Annotated in this window: 19 protein-coding genes and 1 other RNA gene; 8 read left to right on the plus strand and 12 right to left on the minus strand. The window is 45.7% G+C overall.

The features are described from left to right. Window positions 1-7: 7 nt before the first annotated feature. The 3 genes from fabD to ACQ5DJ_RS01010 all read right to left on the minus strand — a co-directional run bounded on the left by fabD (window position 8) and on the right by ACQ5DJ_RS01010 (window position 4,886). Window positions 8-3,301, minus strand: a complete 3,294-nt coding sequence (fabD, locus tag ACQ5DJ_RS01000) for an ACP S-malonyltransferase (RefSeq protein ID WP_429840805.1) — start codon at window positions 3,299-3,301, stop codon at window positions 8-10. A gap of 13 nt (window positions 3,302-3,314) precedes the next feature. Further along, the gene (locus ACQ5DJ_RS01005; protein ID WP_429840806.1) at window positions 3,315-4,007 is read right to left on the minus strand and encodes an MBL fold metallo-hydrolase; all 693 of its coding nucleotides are present in this window, start codon (window positions 4,005-4,007) and stop codon (window positions 3,315-3,317) included. 99 nt (window positions 4,008-4,106) lie between these two features. Beyond that, on the minus strand, window positions 4,107-4,886 hold the full coding sequence (locus ACQ5DJ_RS01010; protein WP_429840807.1) for a 4'-phosphopantetheinyl transferase family protein: 780 nt from the start codon (window positions 4,884-4,886) through the stop codon (window positions 4,107-4,109). Between the two features lie 276 nt (window positions 4,887-5,162). Here ACQ5DJ_RS01010 and loaP point away from each other — a divergent pair, with 276 nt between their 5' ends. After that, complete coding sequence (loaP, locus tag ACQ5DJ_RS01015; RefSeq protein WP_173616943.1) at window positions 5,163-5,693, plus strand: antiterminator LoaP; 531 nt, start codon at window positions 5,163-5,165, stop codon at window positions 5,691-5,693. Window positions 5,694-5,995: 302 nt separating this feature from the next. On the opposite strand, the gene ACQ5DJ_RS01020 is transcribed toward loaP, so the two are convergent. From ACQ5DJ_RS01020 to secG, 8 genes are all read right to left on the minus strand, one after another. Beyond that, window positions 5,996-7,792 carry an ATP-binding protein gene (locus tag ACQ5DJ_RS01020; protein WP_429840808.1) on the minus strand — a complete coding sequence of 599 codons (1,797 nt, stop codon included), beginning with the start codon at window positions 7,790-7,792 and terminating at the stop codon, window positions 5,996-5,998. Further along, on the minus strand, window positions 7,792-8,478 hold the full coding sequence (locus ACQ5DJ_RS01025) for a response regulator transcription factor (RefSeq protein WP_429840809.1): 687 nt from the start codon (window positions 8,476-8,478) through the stop codon (window positions 7,792-7,794). The genes ACQ5DJ_RS01020 and ACQ5DJ_RS01025 overlap by 1 nt, the downstream gene beginning before the upstream one ends. 85 nt (window positions 8,479-8,563) lie before the next feature. After that, complete coding sequence (locus ACQ5DJ_RS01030; RefSeq protein ID WP_429840810.1) at window positions 8,564-10,105, minus strand: hypothetical protein; 1,542 nt, start codon at window positions 10,103-10,105, stop codon at window positions 8,564-8,566. A gap of 24 nt (window positions 10,106-10,129) precedes the next feature. After that, complete coding sequence (locus ACQ5DJ_RS01035) at window positions 10,130-12,067, minus strand: ATP-binding cassette domain-containing protein (RefSeq protein ID WP_429840811.1); 1,938 nt, start codon at window positions 12,065-12,067, stop codon at window positions 10,130-10,132. A gap of 570 nt (window positions 12,068-12,637) precedes the next feature. Continuing rightward, window positions 12,638-12,993: a transfer-messenger RNA gene (ssrA, locus tag ACQ5DJ_RS01040) on the minus strand. A gap of 158 nt (window positions 12,994-13,151) precedes the next feature. Beyond that, window positions 13,152-13,625 (minus strand): SsrA-binding protein SmpB, encoded by a 474-nt coding sequence (gene smpB, locus ACQ5DJ_RS01045; protein WP_429840812.1) that lies wholly within the window; start codon window positions 13,623-13,625, stop codon window positions 13,152-13,154. A 148-nt stretch (window positions 13,626-13,773) separates the two neighbouring features. Beyond that, window positions 13,774-16,305 (minus strand): ribonuclease R, encoded by a 2,532-nt coding sequence (gene rnr / locus ACQ5DJ_RS01050; protein WP_429840813.1) that lies wholly within the window; start codon window positions 16,303-16,305, stop codon window positions 13,774-13,776. Between the two features lie 142 nt (window positions 16,306-16,447). Further along, window positions 16,448-16,690 (minus strand): preprotein translocase subunit SecG, encoded by a 243-nt coding sequence (secG, locus tag ACQ5DJ_RS01055; protein WP_007728789.1) that lies wholly within the window; start codon window positions 16,688-16,690, stop codon window positions 16,448-16,450. Window positions 16,691-16,970: 280 nt separating this feature from the next. Between secG and ACQ5DJ_RS01060 the strand changes: the two genes are divergently transcribed. From ACQ5DJ_RS01060 to ACQ5DJ_RS01080, 5 genes are all read left to right on the plus strand, one after another. Further along, window positions 16,971-17,366 (plus strand): YqzM family protein, encoded by a 396-nt coding sequence (locus ACQ5DJ_RS01060; protein WP_007728788.1) that lies wholly within the window; start codon window positions 16,971-16,973, stop codon window positions 17,364-17,366. A gap of 80 nt (window positions 17,367-17,446) precedes the next feature. Next, window positions 17,447-18,199, plus strand: a complete 753-nt coding sequence (locus ACQ5DJ_RS01065; RefSeq protein ID WP_429840814.1) for an ABC transporter ATP-binding protein — start codon at window positions 17,447-17,449, stop codon at window positions 18,197-18,199. Next, window positions 18,196-18,960 carry an ABC transporter permease gene (locus tag ACQ5DJ_RS01070; RefSeq protein ID WP_429840815.1) on the plus strand — a complete coding sequence of 255 codons (765 nt, stop codon included), beginning with the start codon at window positions 18,196-18,198 and terminating at the stop codon, window positions 18,958-18,960. The genes ACQ5DJ_RS01065 and ACQ5DJ_RS01070 overlap by 4 nt, the downstream gene beginning before the upstream one ends. A gap of 109 nt (window positions 18,961-19,069) precedes the next feature. Continuing rightward, window positions 19,070-19,594, plus strand: a complete 525-nt coding sequence (locus tag ACQ5DJ_RS01075) for an RNA polymerase sigma factor (protein ID WP_429840816.1) — start codon at window positions 19,070-19,072, stop codon at window positions 19,592-19,594. Continuing rightward, on the plus strand, window positions 19,584-20,822 hold the full coding sequence (locus tag ACQ5DJ_RS01080) for a YjgB family protein (protein WP_429840817.1): 1,239 nt from the start codon (window positions 19,584-19,586) through the stop codon (window positions 20,820-20,822). The genes ACQ5DJ_RS01075 and ACQ5DJ_RS01080 overlap by 11 nt, the downstream gene beginning before the upstream one ends. 41 nt (window positions 20,823-20,863) lie before the next feature. Here ACQ5DJ_RS01080 and ACQ5DJ_RS01085 read toward each other — a convergent pair whose 3' ends face one another. Then, the gene (locus ACQ5DJ_RS01085) at window positions 20,864-21,874 is read right to left on the minus strand and encodes an ABC transporter substrate-binding protein (RefSeq protein ID WP_429840818.1); all 1,011 of its coding nucleotides are present in this window, start codon (window positions 21,872-21,874) and stop codon (window positions 20,864-20,866) included. Window positions 21,875-22,057: 183 nt separating this feature from the next. Between ACQ5DJ_RS01085 and ACQ5DJ_RS01090 the strand changes: the two genes are divergently transcribed. Together ACQ5DJ_RS01090 and ACQ5DJ_RS01095 are read left to right on the plus strand one after the other, a co-directional pair. Further along, entirely contained in the window at window positions 22,058-23,065 is a 1,008-nt protein-coding gene (locus tag ACQ5DJ_RS01090) for a FecCD family ABC transporter permease (protein ID WP_429840819.1), read from the plus strand. Then, on the plus strand, window positions 23,065-24,102 hold the full coding sequence (locus tag ACQ5DJ_RS01095) for a FecCD family ABC transporter permease (RefSeq protein WP_414853719.1): 1,038 nt from the start codon (window positions 23,065-23,067) through the stop codon (window positions 24,100-24,102). The genes ACQ5DJ_RS01090 and ACQ5DJ_RS01095 overlap by 1 nt, the downstream gene beginning before the upstream one ends. Window positions 24,103-24,648: the final 546 nt, after the last annotated feature.

The following is a 24,648-nucleotide window of genomic DNA, read 5'->3' on the forward strand; positions in this document are numbered from 1 at the left end:
TTCTCAGTCAATTGCCAACCAATTCGGAAATTCGGCGGTTCAACAGGGCTGCCGTTTCATTCAGCAGCATTTCTCCAATCTGATCGATATGACGGTTTCTCCAATGCTCCAGCTCCGTGCCCAGCACCCACTGGTTGAATGCTCCGAGCGCAGGACCGCAATGAATTTGGTAATCTACCTTATATTCCTTGCTGCCCGTCATCGCCAACCGCGTCGAATAAGAGAAATACCACTTGAATATAAGCGCCATTTTATACTTTGGATTACGCTCCGCCTTCTCGATTTCGGCAGGAGCTTTGTGTGATATGACTTCCTGATAGATTTCTTCAAAGGTGCGATGGAAATACTTATCCTGAAGACGCTCCCTTGTCGCCTCGTCTAATTCTTCCAAGGCGTTGAAATGCCGGTACAGATCATACAATTTATTCGCTCTTGCGGGGAAAAATAGGCCCTTCTTTAAAACCTGTATCTTCGCGCCGATTTCAAACATATCGCCCGCCGGCGCATAATCGGTATCCTGCACATTCGCCTGCTGCAGAAGGTCTTTAGCGGCATCACTAGTCGCAGCCTCCACCGTGCATTGGTTAATGGAACCGGTCACAAGGAAATCCGCACCTAACAATATCGCGGCAGCCGCAGCCTCAGGAGTTCCGATCCCTCCGGCAGCACCTACGGAAATCTCGCTCGTATAACCATGTTCGCGTACTATGTCGTCACGTAGCCTGATCAAGGTCGGGAGGAGCACATACGCGCTGCCTTGATCGGTATGTCCGCCCGAATCCGCTTCGACGCACAGATCGTCGGCAACCGGCACCATTTGTAGCAAGCGGCCTTCTTCCTGCGTAATTTTACCTTCTTGAACAAGTCTCTCTATGATCCGCTCCGGGGCCGGTCTTAGGAAGTTGGATGCGACCTCTGGTCTGGAAACCTTGGCGATAATTTTGTTTCGAATCTCCACCGTTCCGTCCGCTCTTCTTGTCAGTCCCTTCGCCCGATATTTAATTAGCGCGGGAGTCATCGTAATGAAGGAAGAAGCCTCTATTACAGTTATGCCGTACTTCAAGTAAAGATCGGCAACCGCTTCTTCGAGAGCCTGGTTATCCGGATGGTGAAGAAAATTCATTCCATAGGGCTCACCGCTGCGTAATTGGCGCTGAATGTCCCGAATCGCTTCCTCAATTTGCGTAATCCTTAGTCCCCCGGAGCCAAAGAAACAGAGCATTCCGGCCGTTCCAGCTTTCACAACCATTTCGGCTGAGGAAATCCCCTTGTACATGGCGCCCAAAACATAGGCATATTTCAGACCATACCGTTCCTTGAACGCCAGGCTGCCAAGCGAAGCTGCAGTGATCGTCTTCCGAGCGCTGGGCATGGAGACCGATTCCCTATCAACGAACGGCAGGTCGTTCATTTGTTCGTTTGTGCTCGGCTCCTCCGGTGTTTCTTCCTCTACGAATAACGGAGAGCTCGACTGCCTGATCTTCTCCGTCAGCTTTGTAAGCACGTCCTTCGGCCCAACCTCTTCGAACAGCTCTACCTCTTTTCCCATTAAATAGCGAATGGTGTCCGTCCAATTGACGGAGCTTGTGATTTGCTCAGTCAGGTTGCGTTTGATTTCGTTGAACGGATAGGGACGGGCAGACACGTTTGCGATGACAGGGATAACAGGCTCGTTGAAGATAAAGTTATTCAGAAATTGCTCGAATTCTTTCTTCGCTTCATTCATATACCGGGAATGGAACGCGCCACTGACATTAAGCGGAATGTACATCCCTGCCCCAGCCTGTTCAAAAATGCGCTGCGCCTCCATTATATGGTCTTTACGCCCCGACAAGACGGTTTGCACGGGCGAATTATAATTGGCCACGTCGATTTCCAAGTGTCCATTCCGGCGAATAATGTCTTCAACCTCTTGCGCTTGCATGCCGATTACTGCCGCCATTCCTCCGCCTGTAGCCAGGGCCATTAGCTCGCCCCGCTTCTTAACGAGACGCAGTCCGGTTTCGAAATCGAAAACCTCTGCCGCAAACAGGGCGTTATACTCGCCCAAGCTATGACCAGCTACAAAGTCGGGACGTCTGCCTGTTTCCTTTCTTTTCTTCATATACATCAGAGCATTGACCGTGTATAAAAGCGGTTGGGTAAAAGCGGTGTTTCCCAGCTGATGCTTCGGATCGTTCAGGCATAGCTCCTTTACCGAATAACCAAGAATGGCATCCGCCTTTGCAGTCAAATCCGGAAATTCATCAAAAAGTCCTTCCCCCATACCAACGTGCTGCGAGCCTTGTCCTGGAAAAAGATATGCGATCATGCTTTCGTCGTTCCCTCCCGTAATCGAGTCATTTGGTCGTGCGATCGTTCGCTTGAGCTCATTCATTTTCTCAAAATCAAAACCGTATACCGTCAGAAGCCCGGCGCTTTCAGAGCTTGACTCGTCCTTTAAGAGCCGTTTCGTGAAATTTGCGAGCACCCCTGAAGGGCTCAAATCCAAATAAACGGCCGGCTGTTCCCGCTCCATAGCAGTTACTGCTTCCCGAAACCTCATCGGCTGCCTGACCACATCCCAGAAATATTCGTGCCTCAAAGCTTCAACCAATTCTCCATACATGCCGGACACAAAAGGGATGGCCGGTTTCTGAAGCGATAAAGTACGAAGATGACTGATAAACGCGTTTTCGGCAGGTTCAATTTCCCTAGAATGGAACGCGTAGGAGACAGGAAGCCGAATGGAAGCAATACCTTTATCCCTCAAATGCGTATGAATGCCGTCCAAGCCCACATTACCGCCTGCGATCACGAAATGCCCATCGTAGTTAACTCCTGCCAGCTCGGTGTTGTTATATAAGAGCGGGTTCTCCCAAAAGGTGCGCGGATCATCCAATACGGCCAGCATCCCCCCGCTTTCACAACTCATCTCAAAGATTTGAGCCTGTTTGATGACAGCAATGAGGGCCAGCTCCGGGTCCATAATATTGGAGACAGCGGCCGCGACAAATTCCCCGAGACTGCTGCCCAATACATAATCAGGAAGGATCCCGTGATGAAGCATCTCTTGTGCCAAGGCGTACTGCACCATAAAAAGAGCTGGATGAGTAAAAAGCGTTCTATCGAAAGATTCTGCTTTCGAATGTCCAGGGTCATAGAGCAGCTGCATGATGGATCGGCCAACTAACGGTTTGGCAATTTGATCCAGACGGGTCATCCATTTTTCGAATACATCTCCCTCGGTCAGGAGCGTCTCACCCATGTGATAATATTGGGACCCTTGACCCGAGAACATAAACACGACTTTTTTCTCCATTGTCCCCTCCGTTTTACTTTCGTCTCCCTCTCGCATCCGAGCCATAGCCTTGAGCATGACGCATTCGGAACGAAATGAATTGCGCGCGATTCATAAGGTGAAAATAGATGTTGTTCTCCAATAAATACCAAAGCGGATATCCAGGCTCTTTCCCGTATGAATGTCCAGGATAGACTCTGGCGTAGATCGGCACGGTGTCTCGTATTTTTTGCAAGCTGTCGAACATATCATCCGGATTTCCGCCGGTTGTATCGCATCTGCCGCAGCCTTCGATAAATAGCGTATCTCCTGTTATCAAACAACCGGATAATAGATAACAGGCGCTTCCGGCCGTATGGCCCGGCGTAAGCATACAGGTAATCGTGGTGTTGCCCAGCGAAATGGTATCCAGATCGTTAAACGTATGTAAATTGGGCGCAGAAAACGCGTAATACCGCGCTTCCTTCGCTGACATGTACACATTGGGCGCATACCGTGCACTTAGCAATTCCACAAGATTGACGTGATCAAAATGGGAATGAGTTAACAAAATGGCATGCAGCTTCACGTCCAGACCCTCGATCACCGTCAAAATTCGATCGAGCTCCCAAGAAGGATCTACAAGAGCAGCCAGCTTTGTCGCTTTATCCACGATTAAATAATTGTAATTGGACAATTCATTGAGATAGCTAGTAGAAATGGTATGGATCTGATAGGAATCGCTCATTGCAGCTAACTCTCCCTTCAGGAGCAAAACCCAAAACAAAAAAGCCCCACTAAGTGGAGCTCATCCTTCGAAGCATCATTTTTTCTAGAAACACGGCTTTTATTTTATAGTTGTACTTCGTTTACGGCAGCCGCAATCGAATGCCAGAAAATGATTTTGCATTTCCAAGGGATCTAAATGCCACTCGCTTTTGCGAGGGGCTACGATTGACCAGACGTAGCCGCAAGTCAGGTATGTTTTGGCGCTGTACTGCGGAAAATGCGTGAACGTACTCACATAAAACCCGTCGTAAGCCTGAATCGTTTCGATCTCTAGTAATTCTAACGGGATAGTAAGTCCCGTACGAAGCACCTTTGACAGCGCCTCTTTGCTGGACCACAACAACGTTAATAAGAATTCTTTGCTGCTAATAACAGTTGCGCCGCTCTCCATCTCCGCCACTGTCATTTGACTGGCCATTGTTTCGTTTCTTGACGGATTGATGGCCTCCACATCGATTCCCATTGGGCTCCCTTCTGGGAAAACAATAGCAGCTCCCATGCATTGGCAATGAGAAATGCTAACCGCTAATTTATCCGGGCTGCCGGTATGAAGAACTGGCTGTCCGAAGACTCCCCGGCTAATGGTTATCTTTGTTAAATCAGACCGGCCCATCATTGTCGAAGCCGCTCGTTTGGCAGCTGTTCTGCCTAACAAATAATTTCTTTTCCCGACATCAAATGTCATTTTTTGACAATATTCCATTTCGTCGAGGCCGAATATAAACGGATCTATCCCAGGTTCCTTATCCTCGCCGATATGAACGAAGCTTAGCCCGGCGTTCATGGTTAGATCAGGCCTATTCAACACGATGCATTTCTCGAACGAACGCCACTGCAAAGATGACCACCACCCAAAAATGGACATGACGAGACATTTCGCGGCTATATAGCAGCAAAAAAAAGCGAATACAATATTCAGAATCCAATGCGAACCAACGTGCCGCAACAACGATTAGTTCTTGTCTTTTTGGACTATGTACAAAGATTGTTTAGTTAATTATAATATTAACAACTGTCTCTTATTGTACCACAATTTCAAAATAATGTCGAATTTTAAAGATTATGTCGAATAAAATATGATATTTTCAACTTACACCCCATGAGGAGGCAAGTGATGAATTGGTATGCCCTTTATGTAGAGACCGGATACGAAGAACGAGTAGCCAAATTTCTTTCGGATAAATTCTCTTCTCGCCAATTAAGGGCCGTTGTACCGAAAAGAAGGCTTCCTGAACGAAAACAGGGTCTTATTACCCACCCTTTAAAAATTATGTTTCCGGGTTATCTACTCATCCAAACGAATATGGACACGAAGACATACTACGACATTAAAGAAACCCCTAGAACTTTCAGACTCGTAAATAACAATAAGCAGATAAGACAACGATCAGATGGTTTACTGCAAGTGTCCGAAATCGAAGAAGCAGAAATCCGTCCGATTTTAAAAATGCTGGACACAGACGGGGTACTCGGATATTCAACCTTAATGATTACCGACTCCAAAATTACCGTCAAAAAAGGTCCCCTTGCCGGAAAAGAAGGAATAATAAAGAAAGTGGATCGGCGAAAGAAAAGAGCCAAAATTGTAATTGACTTCCTAGGAGACGAGAGAATGATTGACGTTGGAATTGAAATATTGGAATAAATATCAATTCAGCGCAGAAAGGCTACCGAATCAATTACCTGGCAGCCTCGTGTCATAACTTGATAAGTATCGAAATATAATAAAAACCCGACCTGAAGGTCGGGTTATTTCTTATATCAACTTTCTTACATAAAAAAGTGGGACCCGTTTTAATTCATTCATGTTTGATTCCTTATCAAATAACACCACCTATGAGTAGGTGATTAATCATTTGGGGTACTGCGTTTACCTACTAACAAGTCCTTAGTCATTGCCCGATACCCATACTTTCGTAGTTCCTCCTCTCCATGAGCGTTTCGATATTAAGGGTCAATGGAGTCCAAACTGACTGCGCTAAGGTCAAAATAAAATTCGACACCCATCTGTGTGTTATTAGCACCATAGCTACTATGGTGAAGGTCCAAAATATTCATGACCACAGTCAGGCCCAATCCTGTCCCGCCAAACTCTTTGTTCCTAGATTTTTCTATTCTGTAGAATGGATCCCAGATTCGTTCTATTTCTTCATCGGAGATGTGGGTGTTTTCATTTTCAATTTTAAACGTGTATTTGCTTATACTCTTATTGTTGATGATGTTAATGTTGATATGGCTGTTTTTTGGTGTATATTTTACGGCGTTCACAAATAAGTTGGTGATAACCTGCTCGATCCTTTTAATGTCCCCCCATACATAAGCTTCCTCATCAATTTCAAACAGAACCTTCAATTCTTTTTCATCAGCCATCGCTTTGAATTTGTCATAAACCTTCAAAAAGATGTGCCATAAGTCAAAAGTGCTCTCCGTAAGTTGATAGTTAGGCGACTCCAGTCTTGAAATATCAAGCATTTCTTGAATCATTTCTGTCATACTGTCGACTTCATCTAAAATAGCATCATAATATTTCAATTGATTTCCCTCATATACTCCGTTCTTGATGCCTTTGATATAACCGTTTATGACAGTTAAAGGTGTTTTTAACTCATGAGATACGTTAGCAACGAACTCTTTTTCTTTTTCCTTCAATTTCATCTGTATTTCATAATCTTTTGCCAGTTGTTCATTCGCATAAACTAAATCCGTAATTTTCTGTTCCAGATTAGTAGATATTTTGTTTAAAGCTTCGCCCATTTGACCTAATTCATCCTTGGACTTGACGATGTATTTTTCACTAAAATTCTGATTTGCGATCTGATTCGCTATGGCACTCATTTTAACCAGGGGCTTCGATAATGTCTTGGAAATAATAATAGCGATCATAATAACGATGATCATCGTAAACACAAATAAAATGATATAATACTGGTTCAAATTGCCGATAACCTCATCTACGGATTGGAGAGAAGTGACTGCCAGCACGATTAGATTTGTTCCTTCAAAATTTTCGGTTAACACCAAACAATTAATATCCGTCTGCGTGTCCCGGACCGTGTATATTTGATTAGGGATCGATTGCCCTTCTTCTCTGTTCATCATACCGAACATTTCTTTGAAGAGAACATTCTTTTGCGCAGTGAAGGATTTATTTTCCGCTGGTTTGGAGACCACTTTTCCTTCAATTACAATGGACTTAGGCTGCGCATTCACGATGTTCTGATCACTACTCGTGATTCCTTCGAAAAATATCGAGGATATCTGTGCTGGTTCTAGGATTCGAGTGCCGATGCGGATTTTATTTGGAAGAACTAATGATTCCTTATCATCCAAAAGAACTCCGTCAATGGAGATGCTGTCTTCTTCGTTGATTTTTTTATATTCGATGGACAGAAAGTCATCGACGATTTTGTACTCCCTATTATTTTTCGTCCTGACCACGAATTGCGAGTAATTATTATTTAATGGTGATCCATAGCGATGCTGCAAGTGACTATCGATTACTGAAATGATTGCATTGTTATTCTCCGACATTTGGGTAATATACTTATTGATCGAATCAGTCGACTCATGATTGTTAATTTTCGATTCGATTGTACGGACAAACTCTTTCATATTTTGCTTTTTCGTATATACATAGTACGGTTCGAAATATATCGATTGAAAAATGATTTGAATCATAAATATGGCGGCAAATAAGACGACATGAAACAAAAAGAGCTTATAGGCGATCCCTCTCTTCCGCATTACTCCACCTCGAATTTATACCCTAGACCAAATACGGTTTTGATCAGATAGGCTTTATGCTGCAGGTTTTTTCTGAGCTTTTTGACTTGCGCGTCAACCACTCTTGTGTTTCCGAAATAATCATAACCCCATACTTCATTCAGTATTTGATCTCTGGACAATACGATATGCTTGTTTTCCATCAAATACAGCAAAAGTTCAAATTGTTTCGGCTCCAATTCAATAGTCTTATTCTCGATCCATACATCCCGGGTAAGCTTGTTGATGGTAACTCCTTTTAACGTTAAGGTTTCCTTTTTTCCATCTTCTTCTTTATTTGCGGTATGGATTCTTTCGAGAAGAACTTTGGATTTAGCCACAAGAATCTCAGGATTGAACGGTTTAGTCACATAATCGTCCGCTTTAAATTCATAGCCCATCAACTGATCCTCGACTTCCGAGCGTGCTGTCAGCATGATGATGGGCACATCCGATTTTTTTCTAATTCTTCTACATACGGAGAATCCGTCTATTTCCGGTAGCATAATATCGAGAATGACCAAATCGACAGTTCCTTCTTCAAAGGCTTGTAGACCAGCCTTCCCATCCGTTGCGATAATGGTTCTGTATTCATTCATCGTAAAATAGTCAGCGATAATATTCGCAATTTTCTCTTCATCTTCTATAATTAAAATGGTTCGTTTCATCAATTGTCCCCTCGTTTAATAAAGCAGGCATCATCAAAGTAAAGTGACGTACGAATGAAGATGCCTGCTCCAATACATGGATTCGTTAATTCATCAATATTAGATATTCTCCGTCTTTTTCCTCATACTTAGCGTCAAAGATAAGAAGATCGTTCCTCTGGATCGTAAGCAGTTTGTCCTTACTGATTTCGATATCCTTTTTAGGAATAAATACAATCCTGTAACCCATCGGTGTATTGGGATCCATCTTCGTTGGATCATTCGTAGCTTCCATTGGTTCCTCTATGAACAAGGATTTCATCTTGTTGAGCTTAATCCGAGTTTCACCGAGTATTATTTCCATTGTTACTGTCTGTATTTCCGCTGGTTTCCCTTTAAATTTGTATTCAACCATCATATCCTCGTACGTGGCCGAAGAGTTTTTAATTGTAACAGGGATTTTGACCGCGGCATACTTGTCATCATGCTGTTTGGACGCGATATCATCTACGAATGATTTTAACTTATCATTATATGAGCTGTAATAATCATTGTTGGCCGTTTTTATATTTTCGTGGCCTTCTGCTTTTTTGCTGCCGAATTTGGATTTCAACAACCCTAAAGGAGAAGTTTTAAATATAGCTTTATTATCAAGCTCCAAATCCACGGCGGAAGCTATCGCCAAAGATCCAATGTCATAGAACTCTCTACCTTTGACCAAGAGCAACATTTCTTTATCAGTCGGGATAAAATTATTTACAATACTTTGTGCAGTCAGATCGTTCAACTCTTTTGCAGACACATTGGGATGGTTAAGGAGTTGATAGGCTTTTTCCTGTAAATACGTGGCCATTCCTTCAATGTTATCATAACCATCTTGCTGCTTATTCTTTTTGTTACTATTTAAATACAATTCATAAAAATATACCGCCTTTTGAATCTGATCGATCTTCTCATCTTTGGTCTTAGATTTAACAGCTTCCTTTAGGTACTGATACATTTCATTCCGGTAATATCTGCTGTTGATATCTTCCGGATAGGTTTCCGCTCTTGTGCCCAGACCTTCAACGGAGTTTCCTGACTGCAGCAGAATATGAATTCCCTCATGCACGATGAACTTAAACATATCTTCATATGCTTTATCACCTGCTCCAGAAATAATATCGGAAGCAAATTCAACGTTAAATACATAGGTAGGATGATCGTTGAATGTCGTGAGTTGAAACGGCGTGACCAACAATTGGACATCCTTTATGGAATCCGTACTGTACTCGATCACCTCGTCTTTGGACCCAATGTTGGATTTCTGGTTGTTGATGAGATAGGCTATTTTGTTCGAAGGATTCACTATTAAAATCTGCTTGTCCGTATTATTTAACGACGGCCATAGCTTGCTTGCTTCGTCTATCAAAACCTTTTTAATATCTTTTACTAGTTTGGGCATCATTTCTCTTATTTTTTTACTGTTTTCAATCGGGTTGCTTTCCATCTGATTCTCGGTCGGTTTCTGAGATTCTTCAACCTTCATACTCTCTCGCAGAGCCTGAGAAGTTGCAAGCTTATCCGTCGTTCCTGGATTATTTTTGCCGCATGCGGTGAGTACGGTTAAGATCGAAATGATGAGCAGCAAACGTGCTATTTTTATCATGGCTATCACCCTGTTCTTCCATTATTATTCCTGCTTAAGCAGTTGAATCGGATTTAGCTTCGCCGCCTGGTTCGCAGGGATCGTACCTGCCAATACATTAATCAAGATGCCAAAACCTATGGATATAAGCATCGTAAATACGTTTATACTCAATAACTCGAAATGAATCCTCGATACCATCGCCTGGTTCAATGCAATCTGCAAGACGACGCCAAGCACGATCCCGTTAATAGAAGCAATTCCTCCCAACAAAATTGCCTCCGAAAAGAAAATCCAGCGAACTTCTCTTTTCCTCCCACCAATCGCTTTGAACAAGCCGATTTCTTTTCTCCGTTCCAACACGCTGATATATAGAATGATTCCCACCATGATGGAAGAGATCAGCAAAATCAGGATGGAGACCCCCGTCATGGCCAGTTGTATATTTTTGAATGTTTGAGTTAACTCTTTCAATACGTTTTCAGGCGTTGTGATAGTGTAGCTTGGTTTAAACTGATCAACGACGGATTGGATCGAATTTTTATCATCCAAATACACTTCATAGCTGTTGGTCGTGATTTCCGAGTCTTTTCCGATAAATCTTGAACGTTTGACAACGGCGGTGTGGACATCATAGGGAATATATGAATATTCTTTACCGATAAATGATTGTTCCGTAATGGCCGAGATCTTCATCGTTTGCGTGTCCCAACGGGATGGATAGCTCGTAACTTCATCCATAGACAGAAATTTGATCGTGATCTCTCTGCCGATTAAGCCTTCCAGCTTTTCCCCATCCTTCAGTAGTTTTTGGGCTGTACTTTCCGACAAGGCAATACCATGATCTCCATCTTTCGGAAGTTGGCCGTATATCACATTCGGTGCAGCATATTCATTTCTGTTTTTTTCTTTGTGTAATGGCTTGACATCGAAGCTGATAATGTCCGGCTTTATCTCGATTCTCGCCGAAATATCGAATTCAGGCTGCACGAATTTGACATGCCTGTTTTTCTTGATTTGATAGTAATCGGAACTGTCCATATAACCTTGTTCCTTTTTGAAATCCAGCTTTTTACTGTCTATCACTTTATCAGATGAATACTGCATATAATTGTCGATCCCGCTTCCGAACGCCATGGCCAGAAAAAATCCGCATATCCCCATGGAAATGCCTATGGATACAAGGAAGTATCGCCACCTCTTTTCCTTGATCCGATGAAAAGATAGCCTAAATGCTGATTTCAGTTGAAACGAACGTTTCCGGGGTGGTTCGGTAGTTTTCGTCGTTTGAACGGAGTGTCCTTCGCTTTGTTGTATGTCCTCGATGATCTCTCCATCTTTAACTCGAACAATTCTTGAGGCTTGCTTAGCAACCGATTCATCGTGCGTGATGACAACGACTAAATGACCTTGTTCGGAAATTCGCTTCAACAAATCAATAATTTCTTGTGAAGTATGAGAATCCAAAGCACCTGTCGGTTCATCGGCCAATATAATGTTTGGCGATTTGACCAACGCTCTTGCAATGGCCACTCTTTGCTGTTGTCCTCCCGACAACTCGCCAGCCTTTTGGAGAATCGCTTGTTCCAGACCGACCTTTTGAATGGCTTGTACGCATTTTTGGTGTGCTTCATTTTTCTCATATGAGCTCATGGCCAAAGCTAACTCTACATTTTCCAACACAGTCAAGTGAGGCATTAGATGAAAATGTTGAAATACAAATCCGACTTGATCTTTGCGGTAATCGGAATACTTATCATCGTCAAACGTTGACATGGGGGTTTCGTTGATGTACACCTCTCCCGAATCAGGCTTATCCAGACCGCCAAGCGTGTTTAGAAGTGTGGATTTTCCCGAGCCCGAAGCTCCGACGATCGCAACGAATTCACCGTTATGTAACACTAAATCGACATTTTTCAATGCAGGGATTGGGGTTGATTTTTCCGGATAATAGGTTTTGCTGACATTTCTAATTTCTATCATAGGAACACTCCATCTCTTCTTGATGATGTCTTTAAAGTTACAACCCGCTTATGATGGACCCATGAATTTGTTGTGACTTTTTTGAGACTATTGGAAGTATGTACAAAGACATACCCGCTTGGCTCGAACACAGCAAAAAACCGCGTATGCAGAGCATTCGCAGCTTATGATACGGTTCTCCCAGATGGAACTGCACCTATCACAATGCTTCCAGAAACAAATACGCTAAAAAGAACTTACGTTTAAACGATAAAGGTCCAGAGCGATTGCATCAGCGATTCATGTTTTATTGTTTCCTTATCAATTTGGTTCGATCACCAAGTGTATTTTCAATGGTCTCTAATCCACAAATTAAAATAGGCTTTACTTTACCTGGTTGTCTCTCAGGAGAATTCCATTCCTCAGTCCGCTCACTTTCGAACGAAATCCCCCTATGTTCATAAAAACCAACCTCGAGCAACATAATTTGTTATGCACGATGAGACGTGGATATATCCAATTCCTTTTTTGACCCTGACCTGAATAAATAAAAAAACACCACTAATTCAGTGGTGTTCATTGTTATGTATTTGGTGGAGGCGGGGGGATTCGAACCCCCGTCCGAAAACAGCGATACATGAGCATCTCCGAGCGCAGTCACTCATTTAAATTTCGGTACCGGATTCGCGGAGTGACGCGCTGACCCGTTACCTAGCCTGATTGATCTTCTTCCTTCGGCTCCAGGCGGAAGCCTCCGGCGTATCCCACTAAAGTTGAGCGCTAGTCATGCCACATGGGCGATGGAATGGTAGCGCCTCACTGGTTATTAAGCAGCGAGAGAAAGTTGTTTGTTGCCAGTTAATGGCGTTCCGCGTTGTTGACGAGGTCCGCAGCCCCCCGGCTCGCTTCTCATGCTCTACCATCCCCGTCGAATCCAGAACGCCCCCAGGTAGGTGAGAAAAAGTCTAGGTGAAGAGCCATTTAATCCGCACCTAGACTATATTGTAACTAACAGTGTATTGGCTTGTTGTTGCTTATTAAATATAGCACAGGCGACAACCAAAACTCAACGTTGATTGCTGCCAAGCCTGCCAGTGCAATCCAATCAAACCTTTTGGCGTTCGCGCAGAGCACGCTCGATATCACGCGCAGACTCTTTTTTCTTGAGGTCTTCGCGCTTGTCGTAGTTCTTTTTCCCTTTGACAAGTGCGAGCTCGACCTTGGCCCAGCCGCCCTTCAAATAAATGCTGAGTGGGACCAGCGAGTACCCTCTTTCGCGAATCAGACCATTGAGCTTGAGGATTTCCAAGCGGCGCATCAGTAGCTTGCGAGTCCGCTCTGGCTCATGGTTAAAACGATTTCCCTGCTCGTACGGACTAATGTGCACATTGTACAGAAGCAATTCGCCATCCTGCACACGGGCGAAGCTGTCCTTGAGCTGGACACGCGCCGCACGCACGGACTTGATCTCCGTACCGGTCAGCTCAATGCCTGCCTCGTATACTTGCTCGATGTGGTAATCGTGGCGTGCTTTTCGGTTTTGGGCGATTGTCTTGGTTCCGGCCTTCTCTTTTGACATGGAGATCACCTCACTTGTACGTACTGCGTTTCGTACCAGTTAGTCTAGCAAATTTTGCCCATTGTGGCAAGTCATTTACCCGGTAAATAGCCATCCCCGAAAAGGGAAACGGATCGCTCCGAATACTTTTCGGGGTTTAAACAATTGTTTAACGGCGTTTCCGTTTTACCTGACTGGCTACATTTTTGCGATTCTTTTTCTTGGACTTGACGAGATCTTCCCAGAATCCCTTCTGGCGTTTCGCTGGGGTATCCCCTTCTCCTGTACCAATTGGCAGCACTTCTTCACCGCTCGATGCTTTGCCCGATCCAGTACGACGAGGAGGTTTGTTCCCTTCCGCTTTGCGGCGATCCTTATATTTCTGACGGATTTCCGCCGGATGCTTTTTGTCCTTTTGACGATCTGGTCGATCTGGTCGATCTGGTCGACCAGTACGATCTGGACGGCCTGCGCGTGAACGATCTTGTTGCTTGCCACGTGTCGGCTTACGATCCCCACCGCGACCATCTATTACGCGAGGCGTACGCTCACGACTACCGCGGAAGCCAGCCTTCGGCATTCCGACGATTTCGAAGTCGATGGTGCGTTCATCCACGTTGACATTCGCTACACGTACCTCGACGACATCCCCGATCCGGTACTGCTTGCCTGTGCGCTCACCGACCAGCGCAAACATTTTCTCATGGTAATGATAGTAGTCGTCCGTCAAAAAGCTGACGTGCACCAAACCTTCAATCGTGTTAGGAAGCTCGACGAAAATACCAAACGATGTGACGCTGGAGATGACGCCTTCGAATTCTTCTCCCACTCGCTCAAGCATGAACTCCGCTTTTTTCAGATCGTCTGTTTCACGCTCGGCATCGACAGCCAACCGTTCACGCTGTGACGCATGCTCTGCGATTACTGGCATTTGCTCTGCCCAATATCCCAGTCGTTTTTCTGATATTTGATTCCCCAACTCGATCCATTCGCGAATACGGCGGTGGACGATCAGGTCGGGATAACGGCGAATCGGCGAAGTAAAATGGGTATAAAACTCCGTAGACAAGCCATAATGCCCCAGACTTTCCGCGTCGTAGCGCGCTTGCTTCATCGAACGTAGCATGACGGTGCTGATAATAATTTCTTCTGGCGTTCCTTTTACCTCTTCCAGCAACTGCTGCAACGCACGTGGATGAACAGAATTGCCCTTCCCACGGATCGAGTAGCCAAAATTCGTGATGAACTCCATGAAGGCCATGAGCTTTTCAGCGTTCGGGTCTTCGTGAATCCGGTACATGAACGGCTGCTTCATCCAGTGGAAATGCTCCGCCACTGTTTCGTTGGCAGCCAGCATGAACTCCTCGATGATCTGCTCCGCAATCGATCTCGTACGGAAGCCGATTTCTGTAGGTGTCCCCTCATCATCGACATAAATTTTCGCTTCACGGAAGTCAAAGTCAATGGCACCGCGCTGCATACGTTTTCCACGCAACTTCAATGCCAAATTCTTCATTTCCTCGAACATCGGAACGAGCTGGCTGTACTTCTCGATCAGCGCTTCGTCCTTTTCGTCCAAAATACTTCGTACATCCGCATACGTCATGCGCTCATCTGTACGAATCACGCTCAAAAATATATCGTACTTAACGGTGTTCCCGCCTGCATCCATCTCCATATCACAAGAAATCGTCAAGCGATCCACCTGCGGATTGAGACTGCATATGCCGTTGGACAAACGATGTGGCAGCATCGGAATGACGCGGTCAACCAAGTAAACACTGGTACCGCGACGATAGGCCTCATTATCCAGCTGGGACTTATCGCGAACGTAATAGCTCACGTCAGCGATATGCACGCCGAGTCTTACGTTTCCATTTGGCAGCTTCTCAAGAGACACAGCATCATCCAAGTCCTTGGCATCTGCTCCATCAATGGTGACCATCATCCGATCACGCAAGTCACGACGACCCTTGATCTCTTCCTCAGATATCTCATCTGGTGCCGCCTCAGCCTCAGCTATTACGTCCTCTGGAAAAGCCTCAGGCAAGTTAAACTTGCGGATGATCGACAGAATATCGACGCCCGGATCGTTCTTATGTCCGAGAATCTCGACGACTTCACCCTCTGGATTCACACGCCCCTCTGGATAACGAACGATGTTCACGACTACCTTGTGACCATCTACTGCTCCATTGAAGGAGTCTTTCGGGATGAAAATATCTTTGCCGATTCGCTTTTCGTCGGGGATGACAAACGCGTAATGCCTCTCATCCTTAAATGTCCCTACAACCTGCTTGATTCCGCGCTCGACAATGCGGATGATCTGCCCTTCCAGACGATTGCCGTCCGCTTCTTTTTCCACGCGGACAAAAACCGTATCGCCATGGAGCGCTCCATTCATATCATTCGCATGTACATATACGTCATCCGAGTCAGGTGTCTCCGGGATCACAAATCCAAAGCCCTTCGGATGACTTTGCAGACGTCCTCGTACCAGATTCATTTTTTCAGGCACGCCATACCGATTCGCTCTGGTGCGGATCACCTCTCCGCTCGCTTCCATTGCATTCAGCGTTTTCACAAGCTCCTTGAACGTGGCAGAATCCTTAATTCCAAACGCTTCTTCCAGTTCCCTCACCGTCATTGGGTGGTATGCTTGCTCTCGCATAAACGCGAGTATTTTTTCTTGGTCTTCCATTCACAAACCTCCTTTTTCGCGTGGCATTCCCGCGTTTCTCCATGACCATCCTATTATGTAGTATTCACCGTTCCCGCATATCGCAATCGGAATAGAGAAAAAGACAGCAAGTTGCACTCGCTGTCTTTCGGCCGTTCGTCTATTACGCTCCTGATTTCAAGAAATACCCGAGCAAAATCGCAAAAATCATGAAGCCAACCGCAAATACAACGGTCAGTTTCCCTAAAAGTGCGTCAATCCCGCGGGCTTTTTGTTTGCCCATCAGTTGCTCTGCGCCGCCACCAATCGCTCCGGAAAGGCCGGCACTTTTTCCCGATTGCAGCAACACGACGATAATTAAGCCAATACTTGCGATCACAAGTAAAATTTTCGCAGCCAATGCCATTTTCATTCACCTCAAAACGTATTTCCAAGGCGGAAAAAACCAATACAACAACTTTATCACACTTGTCTGGTAACAGCAACCCGCTATCCCTTCCATTATAAGAGAAATTCTCTCAAATAATATTGACCGTTTTAAGGTAGACTAAGAGCAACGCGTTTTACGAAAAAATGGCAAATTGTGTACTTTCTTTGTCTTGTTTGGTAGTCTCCTTGATATTGTCAAACTTTTGCCGTAAAATTGCAATGAAACTTTATAATTTGCTTTGGGAGGTCTTTGTCAGATGGCTGGGTCCAACAAAAAAGACATGAATCAAAACGATGTAATTGATTCCGCGAAGGCCTTTTTCACTTCGTTTGGTATCTTGTTTCTAGTTTTTCTCATTGCACTCGTAGGATCAATCATTTTCCCACCAAAACATGGCGAAGAGGCAAATGGTGGCGGCGCACCAACTGCACAAATTGACGCTGCTGCTGTATTTAAACAAAATTGCGCTTCCTGTCATGGTCAAAATCTCGAAGGCATTGCAGGTCCAAACCTGACGAAAATTGGGGCGACGCTCAGCGCTGACGACATTGCTAAAATCATCAAAGATGGTAAGGGCGGCATGCCTCCTGGAATGCTGAAGAAACAACCAGAAATTCAAGCGGTTTCACAGTGGCTGTCGGAGAAAAAATAAGTACATAGATAGCCAGTAGGAAAGAAACACCGAAGACTCGTCCTCTTCGGTGTTTTCCGCGTTAATGGGGAGGCTTTTACATGACCATCAAGATCGAAGCTTTGGGGAAACAAATCCACTCTCCCACGAGTACATGGTTGTTCCGTGACGTAAACGCTAGCATTACAGAGCCTACGATTATTGGAGTTCTGGGAAAATCAGGACAAGGAAAAAGCACCTTGCTCCGTATTTTGGGTCGTCTTCTGCAACCTGATGCCGGTACGGTTTTCTTTGAGAAGAAAGAAATGTCACTATGGGACGCAAAAGCTTGGCGAATGAAAATCAGTTATGTGGCACAGCAGGCTGTTATGCTGCCAGGCAGCGTGGAAGACAATCTGCGGACAGTAAGTACCTTGCATCAACGTCCTTTTGATAAGAAGCTCGCCTCTGACTTGATGGAGCAGTTATATATGGAAGAGATCGATTGGTCAAAACCAGCCGCTCAACTGTCTGGCGGTGAAAAGCAACGGCTCGCTCTCGTTCGCAGCTTGTTGCTTCAGCCACCTGTCCTGCTGCTGGATGAGGTCACTGCTTCACTCGATATGAAAAGCAAGCAGGCTGCCGAGCGTCTCCTCGTCGATTTGCACCAGCAAACGGGCACGACCTTAATTTGGGTTACCCATGATTTAGAAGAAGCGCGAGTCGCTTGCAAGCGCATTTGGTTTATGGCCAACCACCAGCTCGCAGAAGACGCTGAATGTGAAGCGTTTTTCTACTCGCCCCAATCCGTCGAAGCTCGTGAATTTTTGCAAGATGGACATGTCCATGCTGCCCTAAGTGAGGTGCAGCGATGACGCATACTTTTACGTTTTCATACATGTGGCTACTCTTTGCCTATGCCTTTGTTTTTATTGCCCTCCTGCTCTCTGTTTGGCAGAAGCTCGGTTTGGAAAAAGACATATTAATTGGCACCATCCGCTCTACCGTTCAATTGCTCGCGATCGGCTACGTCCTACATTTTGTCTTTGCTGCCGATAGTGTCTGGTTTATTTTAGTGATCATTCTCATGATGATCTTGGTCGCTTCGTGGAACGCTGCCAGCAGAGCGAAGCATTTATCAGGGATCTTTTGGCGGATCTCCCTTTCCCTTGCGATAACAGAGATCATTACCATGGGACTGTTGGTTGTACTCGGGCTCATCTCTCCTACACCGCAGTACCTCATCCCGATGAGCGGCATGATTATTGGTAGCTCTATGATCGTCACGAGCCTATTTCTCACGCATATGAACAGAGAAGTAGAAACCTCTCGTGGGGAAATGGAGACACTGCTTTGTCTGGGAGCCACTACACGCCAAGCCGTGCATGTAGTGTTGAAGCGCGCTGTCAAAGCGAGCATGATTCCTACCTTTGACACGATGAAAACAATCGGACTCGTCCAATTGCCAGGGATGATGACCGGAATGATCGTCGCGGGTGCCAGTCCCATCGAGGCCGTGCGCTACCAAATCCTCATTATGCTCAGCTTCAGCTCCTCTGCGGCCATTTCAGCAGTTCTGATCAGCATGCTCAGCTATCAGCTATGGTTTACGCGGGACTCCATGCTCCACTCTTAAATACAAGCACACTGTCGGACACAGCTTTCCGGCAGTTTTTTTGTTTTTGTAATGAAATGCACCCTGAGTCGTCAAATTACAAGTAGAACGTACAAAAGGTGGTTCAGCTATGGACAAAAACGGTTTAATGGAGCAATGGTTCCTACGTTATGGCGATGATATTTACAAATTTCTTATTTACTACACAGGAACCCGTGATGTAGAAGACCTCGTTCAGGATGTCTTTTTAAAAGCGCTTCGGTCTCTGGATGCATTCGAAGGCAGATCGCAACCGAAAACATGGCTATTGACGATCGCGAGGAATACCGCCATCGATCATAAACGAAAGCAACGTCTTCGTAATTGGCTGCCAGATAAATGGCTGGCGAATGTAGAGACAGAAGAAAAAACACCGGAAGAAATTCTGCACGTACATGAGGAGCAGCAAGCACTTTACCATGCGATCCGTGAAGTAAAACCCGCTTTTCGCGAGGTGATCATTTTGCGTGGGGTCAAGGGACTGTCCTCCAAGGAGACGGCCGAAATACTTGGGTGGTCCGAAAACAAAGTAAACGTGACATTGCACCGTGCCATGAAAGCTATTAGGGAAATACTTGAGCGTGAGAAAAAGGAGATGATTGGCGATGCGATCTAATTCAGACCATGATTTACTAGGAAAATTGCAAGGGATGCCGGATATGAAAATGAGCGGAGAAAAAAAACAAGAGATCGTTTCTGCTATTCGCCAAACAAATGTAAGTAAATCTGGAAAGACTGCTTCATTTCGTGGTTTCTCTGCGCTTGGCAAGGGTTTAGCCCTCTGCTCCGTACTCGCTGCGACCGTCTGGCTGGGAGCCTCACTCCTTACAAACCAACAACAAAGCTCTTTACCAGACACCGTTGCGCCTGTTGCTCCTGGCTCTCCTACCGCTTCTCCGGGACCAAGTCCAAACAACAACGTAACGACAACGCCTATTCCGCAGTCAGAGGAGCTCTTGTCACAAATTCGCTCAAATGCGAAAGAAGGCAAAGTCATCTCCCTTCCTTTCGTTCTGGAAAAAACGGTAGATGAAGTAGAACAGGGCTGGGGAAAACCTGAGAAAACCTATACAGCAAATGGACTGACCTACTCCGCCTACCCGAAAAAAGAAGTCGTGTTTGGCTACAACAAAGGCATGCAGATCGTAGACATGCACAGGACAGATTCACGTTTGCAGAAAATCAGCATGTCTGCTGTCGAAAAAAGCTGGGGAAAGCCGGGGCGTATCAGCGAGTTTGGCAACCAAGCGATTTACACCTACGATGTCACAAACAGCTATCAGGTGAAATTCCACTTCCAAGGAACAAAAAGCACGAGCAAGGAAGACCTGGTTCTTGTTGAATACCAACTGTATTACCCGCAGGGAAACAAAAATCTCATGCTGTATGCGGACAATGCCGAGATGTTGCAAAGCGTGCGTGATCTCGCCCAGAAAGGCCAAATCTTTGGCAGTCAGTATCGTGTAGAAAAGGATGTGTTTGATGACGCAGAAAAACAGCTGGGCAAACCGGATGTCGTCTCCTACAACAATGGCATCACGTACAATACGTACAGGGATCTCAATCTAGTCTTCGCCTTTAACAAAGGAATGCAGATCGTTGATATTCGTTCCTACGACCCACGCCTGCAAGCAGTCACACTTGCCGAGGTGCGTGAAACACTTGGGGAGCCAACTAGCAAAATCACAACGGGCGGCCAAACCATCTACACCTACAAGGTAACCCCTGATTATGAATTGAAATTTATTTTCTCAGGTATCATGACGGATGATCCAAACACCCTCTACATCGATCACGTAAACATTTACTACCCGCGAGGAACATTCAACAATATGGCAGGATAACAACACAAAAAAGACGGGAGCATCAGTCCCGTCTTTTTTCATTATTTACCGATGATGTAGCCTTCCAGCTCATCCAGTACTTTATTGGCTGCGATTACGCCACCGGAAGTATTCCAGATGGTGTCATCCACTTTGAATGCTTTATTGTTTTTCACGACGTTCAGGTTTTTCCAGAGAGGATCGTTTGTCCACTCTTGTTCCAGCTTGGAAGCCTCGCCTTTACCTGTTTCGTACGTGAAGTAGAACATGATGTCGCCGTCCATTTCTGGAATGCGCTCTTTGGTTACTTCTGCTGCGAAATCGTCTTTGTCTTGGGAAGCTGGACGTGCCAGACCAAGGTCTTTGAAGATCGCGCCAGTGAAGGTGTTTTTGTAGTAGATACGAACTTTACCTGGCATGAAGCGTACAACGGATACTTTCGTGTTCAGCTTGTCGCCAGCTTTTGTTTTGAATTCTTCTACGCGCTTGTTCCAGTCAGCGAGGACTTTTTCACCCTCAGCCTTTTTGTTTACTGCTTCTGAGAACAAGGAGAAGTTTTCTTTCCAGTCGCCGCGTGGCTCATCAACGAATACGGTTGGAGCGATTGCAGTCAATTGTTGATAAATTTTTTCGTGACGGAATTTCATACCCAGAATCAGGTCAGGTTTCAGTGCAGCGATTGCTTCCAGGTTAGGTTGACCTTCTGTACCTACGGATTTTGTCCCCTCAAGGAAAGACTTGGTGAAATCGTAGAATTGAGTAGGATCAACGGTCGAACCTACAGCCCCTACTGGTTTCACACCGAGAGCCATCAGAGTTTCAGTACCTTGGTTGGTCAACATGACGATGCGTTCTGGTGTACCTTTAATGGTTGTTTCGCCCATCGCGTGTTTCACTGTGTAGCTTTGGCCGGAACCCTCCGAATTGCCTGTTGCTTGATCAGCAGGCTTTTGTTCTGCCGGCTTTTGCTCACTTGCTTGCGGAGTACCACAACCAGTAACAACCAGCAAGAGCGCCATTAAGACAGCAAAGAAAGCTTTACCGCCTGCGGTCCGATATGTACGAGAAAACATGATGAAAGGACCCCTTTCCCTTTTCTATAATGAGAATCCATATCAATGACAGAGTCTATCCTACTCCCCTGCTTGTCAAAAGTCAATGACAAAATGATAATGACTATCAACGTCATTGACACTTCCTTTATGTAGCTCTACACTTAACTATGAAACCATCTAAGAAATAAGGATGTAGCCATCATGAATTCTTTTTTAGCTAGCAACTTTCGTAAAATTCTGGGAGTGGTATTCGCTCTTTTCCTCCTGACTTACCTCAGTTATGCCAGCCTCATCTTTGGCGTCATTGACACGAGTTGGCAAACTGCGATTGATGCCTACACGAATTTCAACGGCTCCAATGAGCACATCGTCATTAAAGAAGTGCGAGTACCGCGTGTGCTCAATGCACTTACGGTCGGTTTCTGCCTCGGCTTGGCCGGAACTTTGCTCCAATCCTTGACGAGAAACCCTGTTGCAGACGTTGAACTGTTCGGTCTTAATGCAGGTGCTTCTCTTTTTGTTGTGTTCGCCGTTACTTTTGTCGGGATCAACTCCTTGACCCAGTTTACATGGATTTCCTTTTTAGGAGCCGCTGTAGCAGGTTTGATCGTCTACTTGCTCGGTTCATTCGGCAGAGATGGGCTTTCACCTGTGAAGCTGGTTCTAGCGGGTGCAGCTATCACTGCGTTGGCTTCCTCGATCCGACACGGCATGATGGTCCTGAATGAAAAGGCTACTGACGAGGTGCTTTTCTGGCTAGCAGGGTCAGTCGGAGGCAGAAAGCTGGAGTATTTAGCCACTGTCTTTCCTTATATGATCATCGCCTGGATCGCTGCTTTTGTCCTCGCACGTCCGATTCAAACGTTGTTGATGGGTGATGACGTAGCAAAAGGTCTCGGACAACGCACATTATTGGTCAAATTCAGTGTTGGAATCGTCATTGTTCTCTTATCCGGTTGCGCGGTTGCTGTTGCAGGACCTATTGGTTTTGTCGGATTGGTCACTCCGCATCTGGCTCGCTATCTCATCGGAATCGATACACGCTGGGTGCTTTTGTACAGCGGTCTGCTTGGTTCCATCCTACTACTGTTAGCAGACATCGGCGCTCGCTATATCGCAATGCCTGCTGAAGTTCCTATTGGAGTAATGACAGCCCTGATCGGGATTCCGTTCTTCATCTATGTCGCACGCAAGGGGCTGGATAAATAATGAAAGACTACCTGTCTCTTCGCATCGGCAAGCGCTTTTCATCGTTTCAGCTACATAAAAAGACGATCTGGTTTTCGCTACTCGCCTTGCTGATCGTCATCGCAGTGGCGGTTGTCAGTCTCGGAATGGGTGAAATGAAAATCGCCCCGCTCGATGTGGTAAAAGTTTTGTTGGGAATCGGTTCAGAAGAGAACGCTTTGATTGTGGAGCAATTTCGCCTACCTCGCATCGTCATTGCTATTCTGGTAGGAGCCGCACTCGCCGTTGCTGGTGCCATCATGCAGGGCCTCGTCCGCAATCCGTTGGCTTCGCCAGATATTCTTGGGGTATCGGGGGGAGCATCTGTTTTTGCAGTCGGTTTCTTGATCCTTTTTGAAACTGCGAGCATCAAGTGGCTTCCTCCCATCGCTTTTTTGGGGGCAACATTGACGACATTCCTGCTGTACGCCCTCTCTTGGAAAAAAGGAGTTACACCGCTTCGTCTTGTCATGATCGGTGTTGGAATCAAAATCGCAGCGGGCGCCATTGTGACCATGCTGATCATGTTCAGCCCGTTTTTGCTGCAAAATAAGGCATTGCTCTGGCTGACAGGAAGCATTTACGGCGTTGCCTGGAACGACGTATTCATGATTTTGCCGTGGGTCGTCGGACTAATTCTCGTAGCCGGCTTACTTGCTAGACGCGTGAACATTCAACAGCTCGGCGATGATCTGGCGACGAGTCTCGGCAGTTCCTTGCAATTGGATCGCTTCCTCCTGCTCATGATTTGCGCGGCTTTGACGGGAACAGCCGTCTCTGTTGGAGGAGATATCAGCTTTGTAGCTTTGCTGGCCCCACACATTGCCAAACAACTGATTGGTCCGTCCTTTGGCGGTGCCATGACACTCTCTGCTTTCTTAGGTGCCATTATCGTATTGCTTGCGGATTTGATTGCCCGCATGGCTTTTTCACCAATCGAAGTGCCTGTAGGGGTATTCACATCTGCCATCGGCGCTCCGTTTTTCATCTACTTGCTGTATAAAAACCGAAATCGCTAGGAAAATTTGTCCCGCTGTGGTGGTGGGGAGGAAACAGGAGAAAACGCTCAGCTTCTTGTCCCACCCGCTGGGGGATGGACTGCCCGACTCCATGCAAAAAGCGAAACCGCGTCCAAAGTAGCGGTTCAGGGATGTTATTCAGAGGTGGACGCTTAAGAGCGTGTTTCGCTTTTTGCATTCCGTCTCGGTCGGTGTACCAAAGATCTTCGCTTATTTCTCCTGTTTCCTCTACGAGCTTTCGTGCTAAACAGATTTTAAAAAGCCTTTAAAAGATTGAAGAATGTGCTCAGTAACGCCAGAGAAGAATATTTCCAGACGTAGCGACTTGTGGAGTCCTACCGAGCGGAGAAGGGATTAGCGGAAAAAAGAAACGCAACCCTGCCTATTCGACGTAGCGGCTACCACTTTTGCGTTTCCCCGCTAATCACTTCGGAGCGGGCAGTCCATGCTTCCCCGAGGGACGGAGCACTGAGCCTAGACTGGAAATATTCTTCTCCCCACCGCAGCCACATCCGGCCCTGAATATATTTTTTAACTTCCTATGCG

The organism is Brevibacillus sp. FIR094 (assembly GCF_050477165.1).
GTDB lineage: Bacteria > Bacillota > Bacilli > Brevibacillales > Brevibacillaceae > Brevibacillus.

Coding starts and splice junctions, on each gene's coding strand:
- ACQ5DJ_RS01060 (WP_007728788.1), top strand. CDS start 16,971: ATGGCTGGGTCCAACAAAAAAGACATGAATCAAAACGATGTAATTGAT.
- ACQ5DJ_RS01085 (WP_429840818.1), bottom strand. CDS start 21,874: ATGTTTTCTCGTACATATCGGACCGCAGGCGGTAAAGCTTTCTTTGCT.
- ACQ5DJ_RS01080 (WP_429840817.1), top strand. CDS start 19,584: ATGCGATCTAATTCAGACCATGATTTACTAGGAAAATTGCAAGGGATG.
- ACQ5DJ_RS01065 (WP_429840814.1), top strand. CDS start 17,447: ATGACCATCAAGATCGAAGCTTTGGGGAAACAAATCCACTCTCCCACG.
- secG (WP_007728789.1), bottom strand. CDS start 16,690: ATGGCATTGGCTGCGAAAATTTTACTTGTGATCGCAAGTATTGGCTTA.
- ACQ5DJ_RS01020 (WP_429840808.1), bottom strand. CDS start 7,792: ATGCGGAAGAGAGGGATCGCCTATAAGCTCTTTTTGTTTCATGTCGTC.
- ACQ5DJ_RS01035 (WP_429840811.1), bottom strand. CDS start 12,067: ATGATAGAAATTAGAAATGTCAGCAAAACCTATTATCCGGAAAAATCA.
- ACQ5DJ_RS01075 (WP_429840816.1), top strand. CDS start 19,070: ATGGACAAAAACGGTTTAATGGAGCAATGGTTCCTACGTTATGGCGAT.
- ACQ5DJ_RS01095 (WP_414853719.1), top strand. CDS start 23,065: ATGAAAGACTACCTGTCTCTTCGCATCGGCAAGCGCTTTTCATCGTTT.
- loaP (WP_173616943.1), top strand. CDS start 5,163: ATGAATTGGTATGCCCTTTATGTAGAGACCGGATACGAAGAACGAGTA.
- smpB (WP_429840812.1), bottom strand. CDS start 13,625: ATGTCAAAAGAGAAGGCCGGAACCAAGACAATCGCCCAAAACCGAAAA.
- ACQ5DJ_RS01005 (WP_429840806.1), bottom strand. CDS start 4,007: ATGAGCGATTCCTATCAGATCCATACCATTTCTACTAGCTATCTCAAT.
- rnr (WP_429840813.1), bottom strand. CDS start 16,305: ATGGAAGACCAAGAAAAAATACTCGCGTTTATGCGAGAGCAAGCATAC.
- ACQ5DJ_RS01030 (WP_429840810.1), bottom strand. CDS start 10,105: ATGATAAAAATAGCACGTTTGCTGCTCATCATTTCGATCTTAACCGTA.
- ACQ5DJ_RS01070 (WP_429840815.1), top strand. CDS start 18,196: ATGACGCATACTTTTACGTTTTCATACATGTGGCTACTCTTTGCCTAT.
- ACQ5DJ_RS01025 (WP_429840809.1), bottom strand. CDS start 8,478: ATGAAACGAACCATTTTAATTATAGAAGATGAAGAGAAAATTGCGAAT.
- fabD (WP_429840805.1), bottom strand. CDS start 3,301: ATGGAGAAAAAAGTCGTGTTTATGTTCTCGGGTCAAGGGTCCCAATAT.
- ACQ5DJ_RS01090 (WP_429840819.1), top strand. CDS start 22,058: ATGAATTCTTTTTTAGCTAGCAACTTTCGTAAAATTCTGGGAGTGGTA.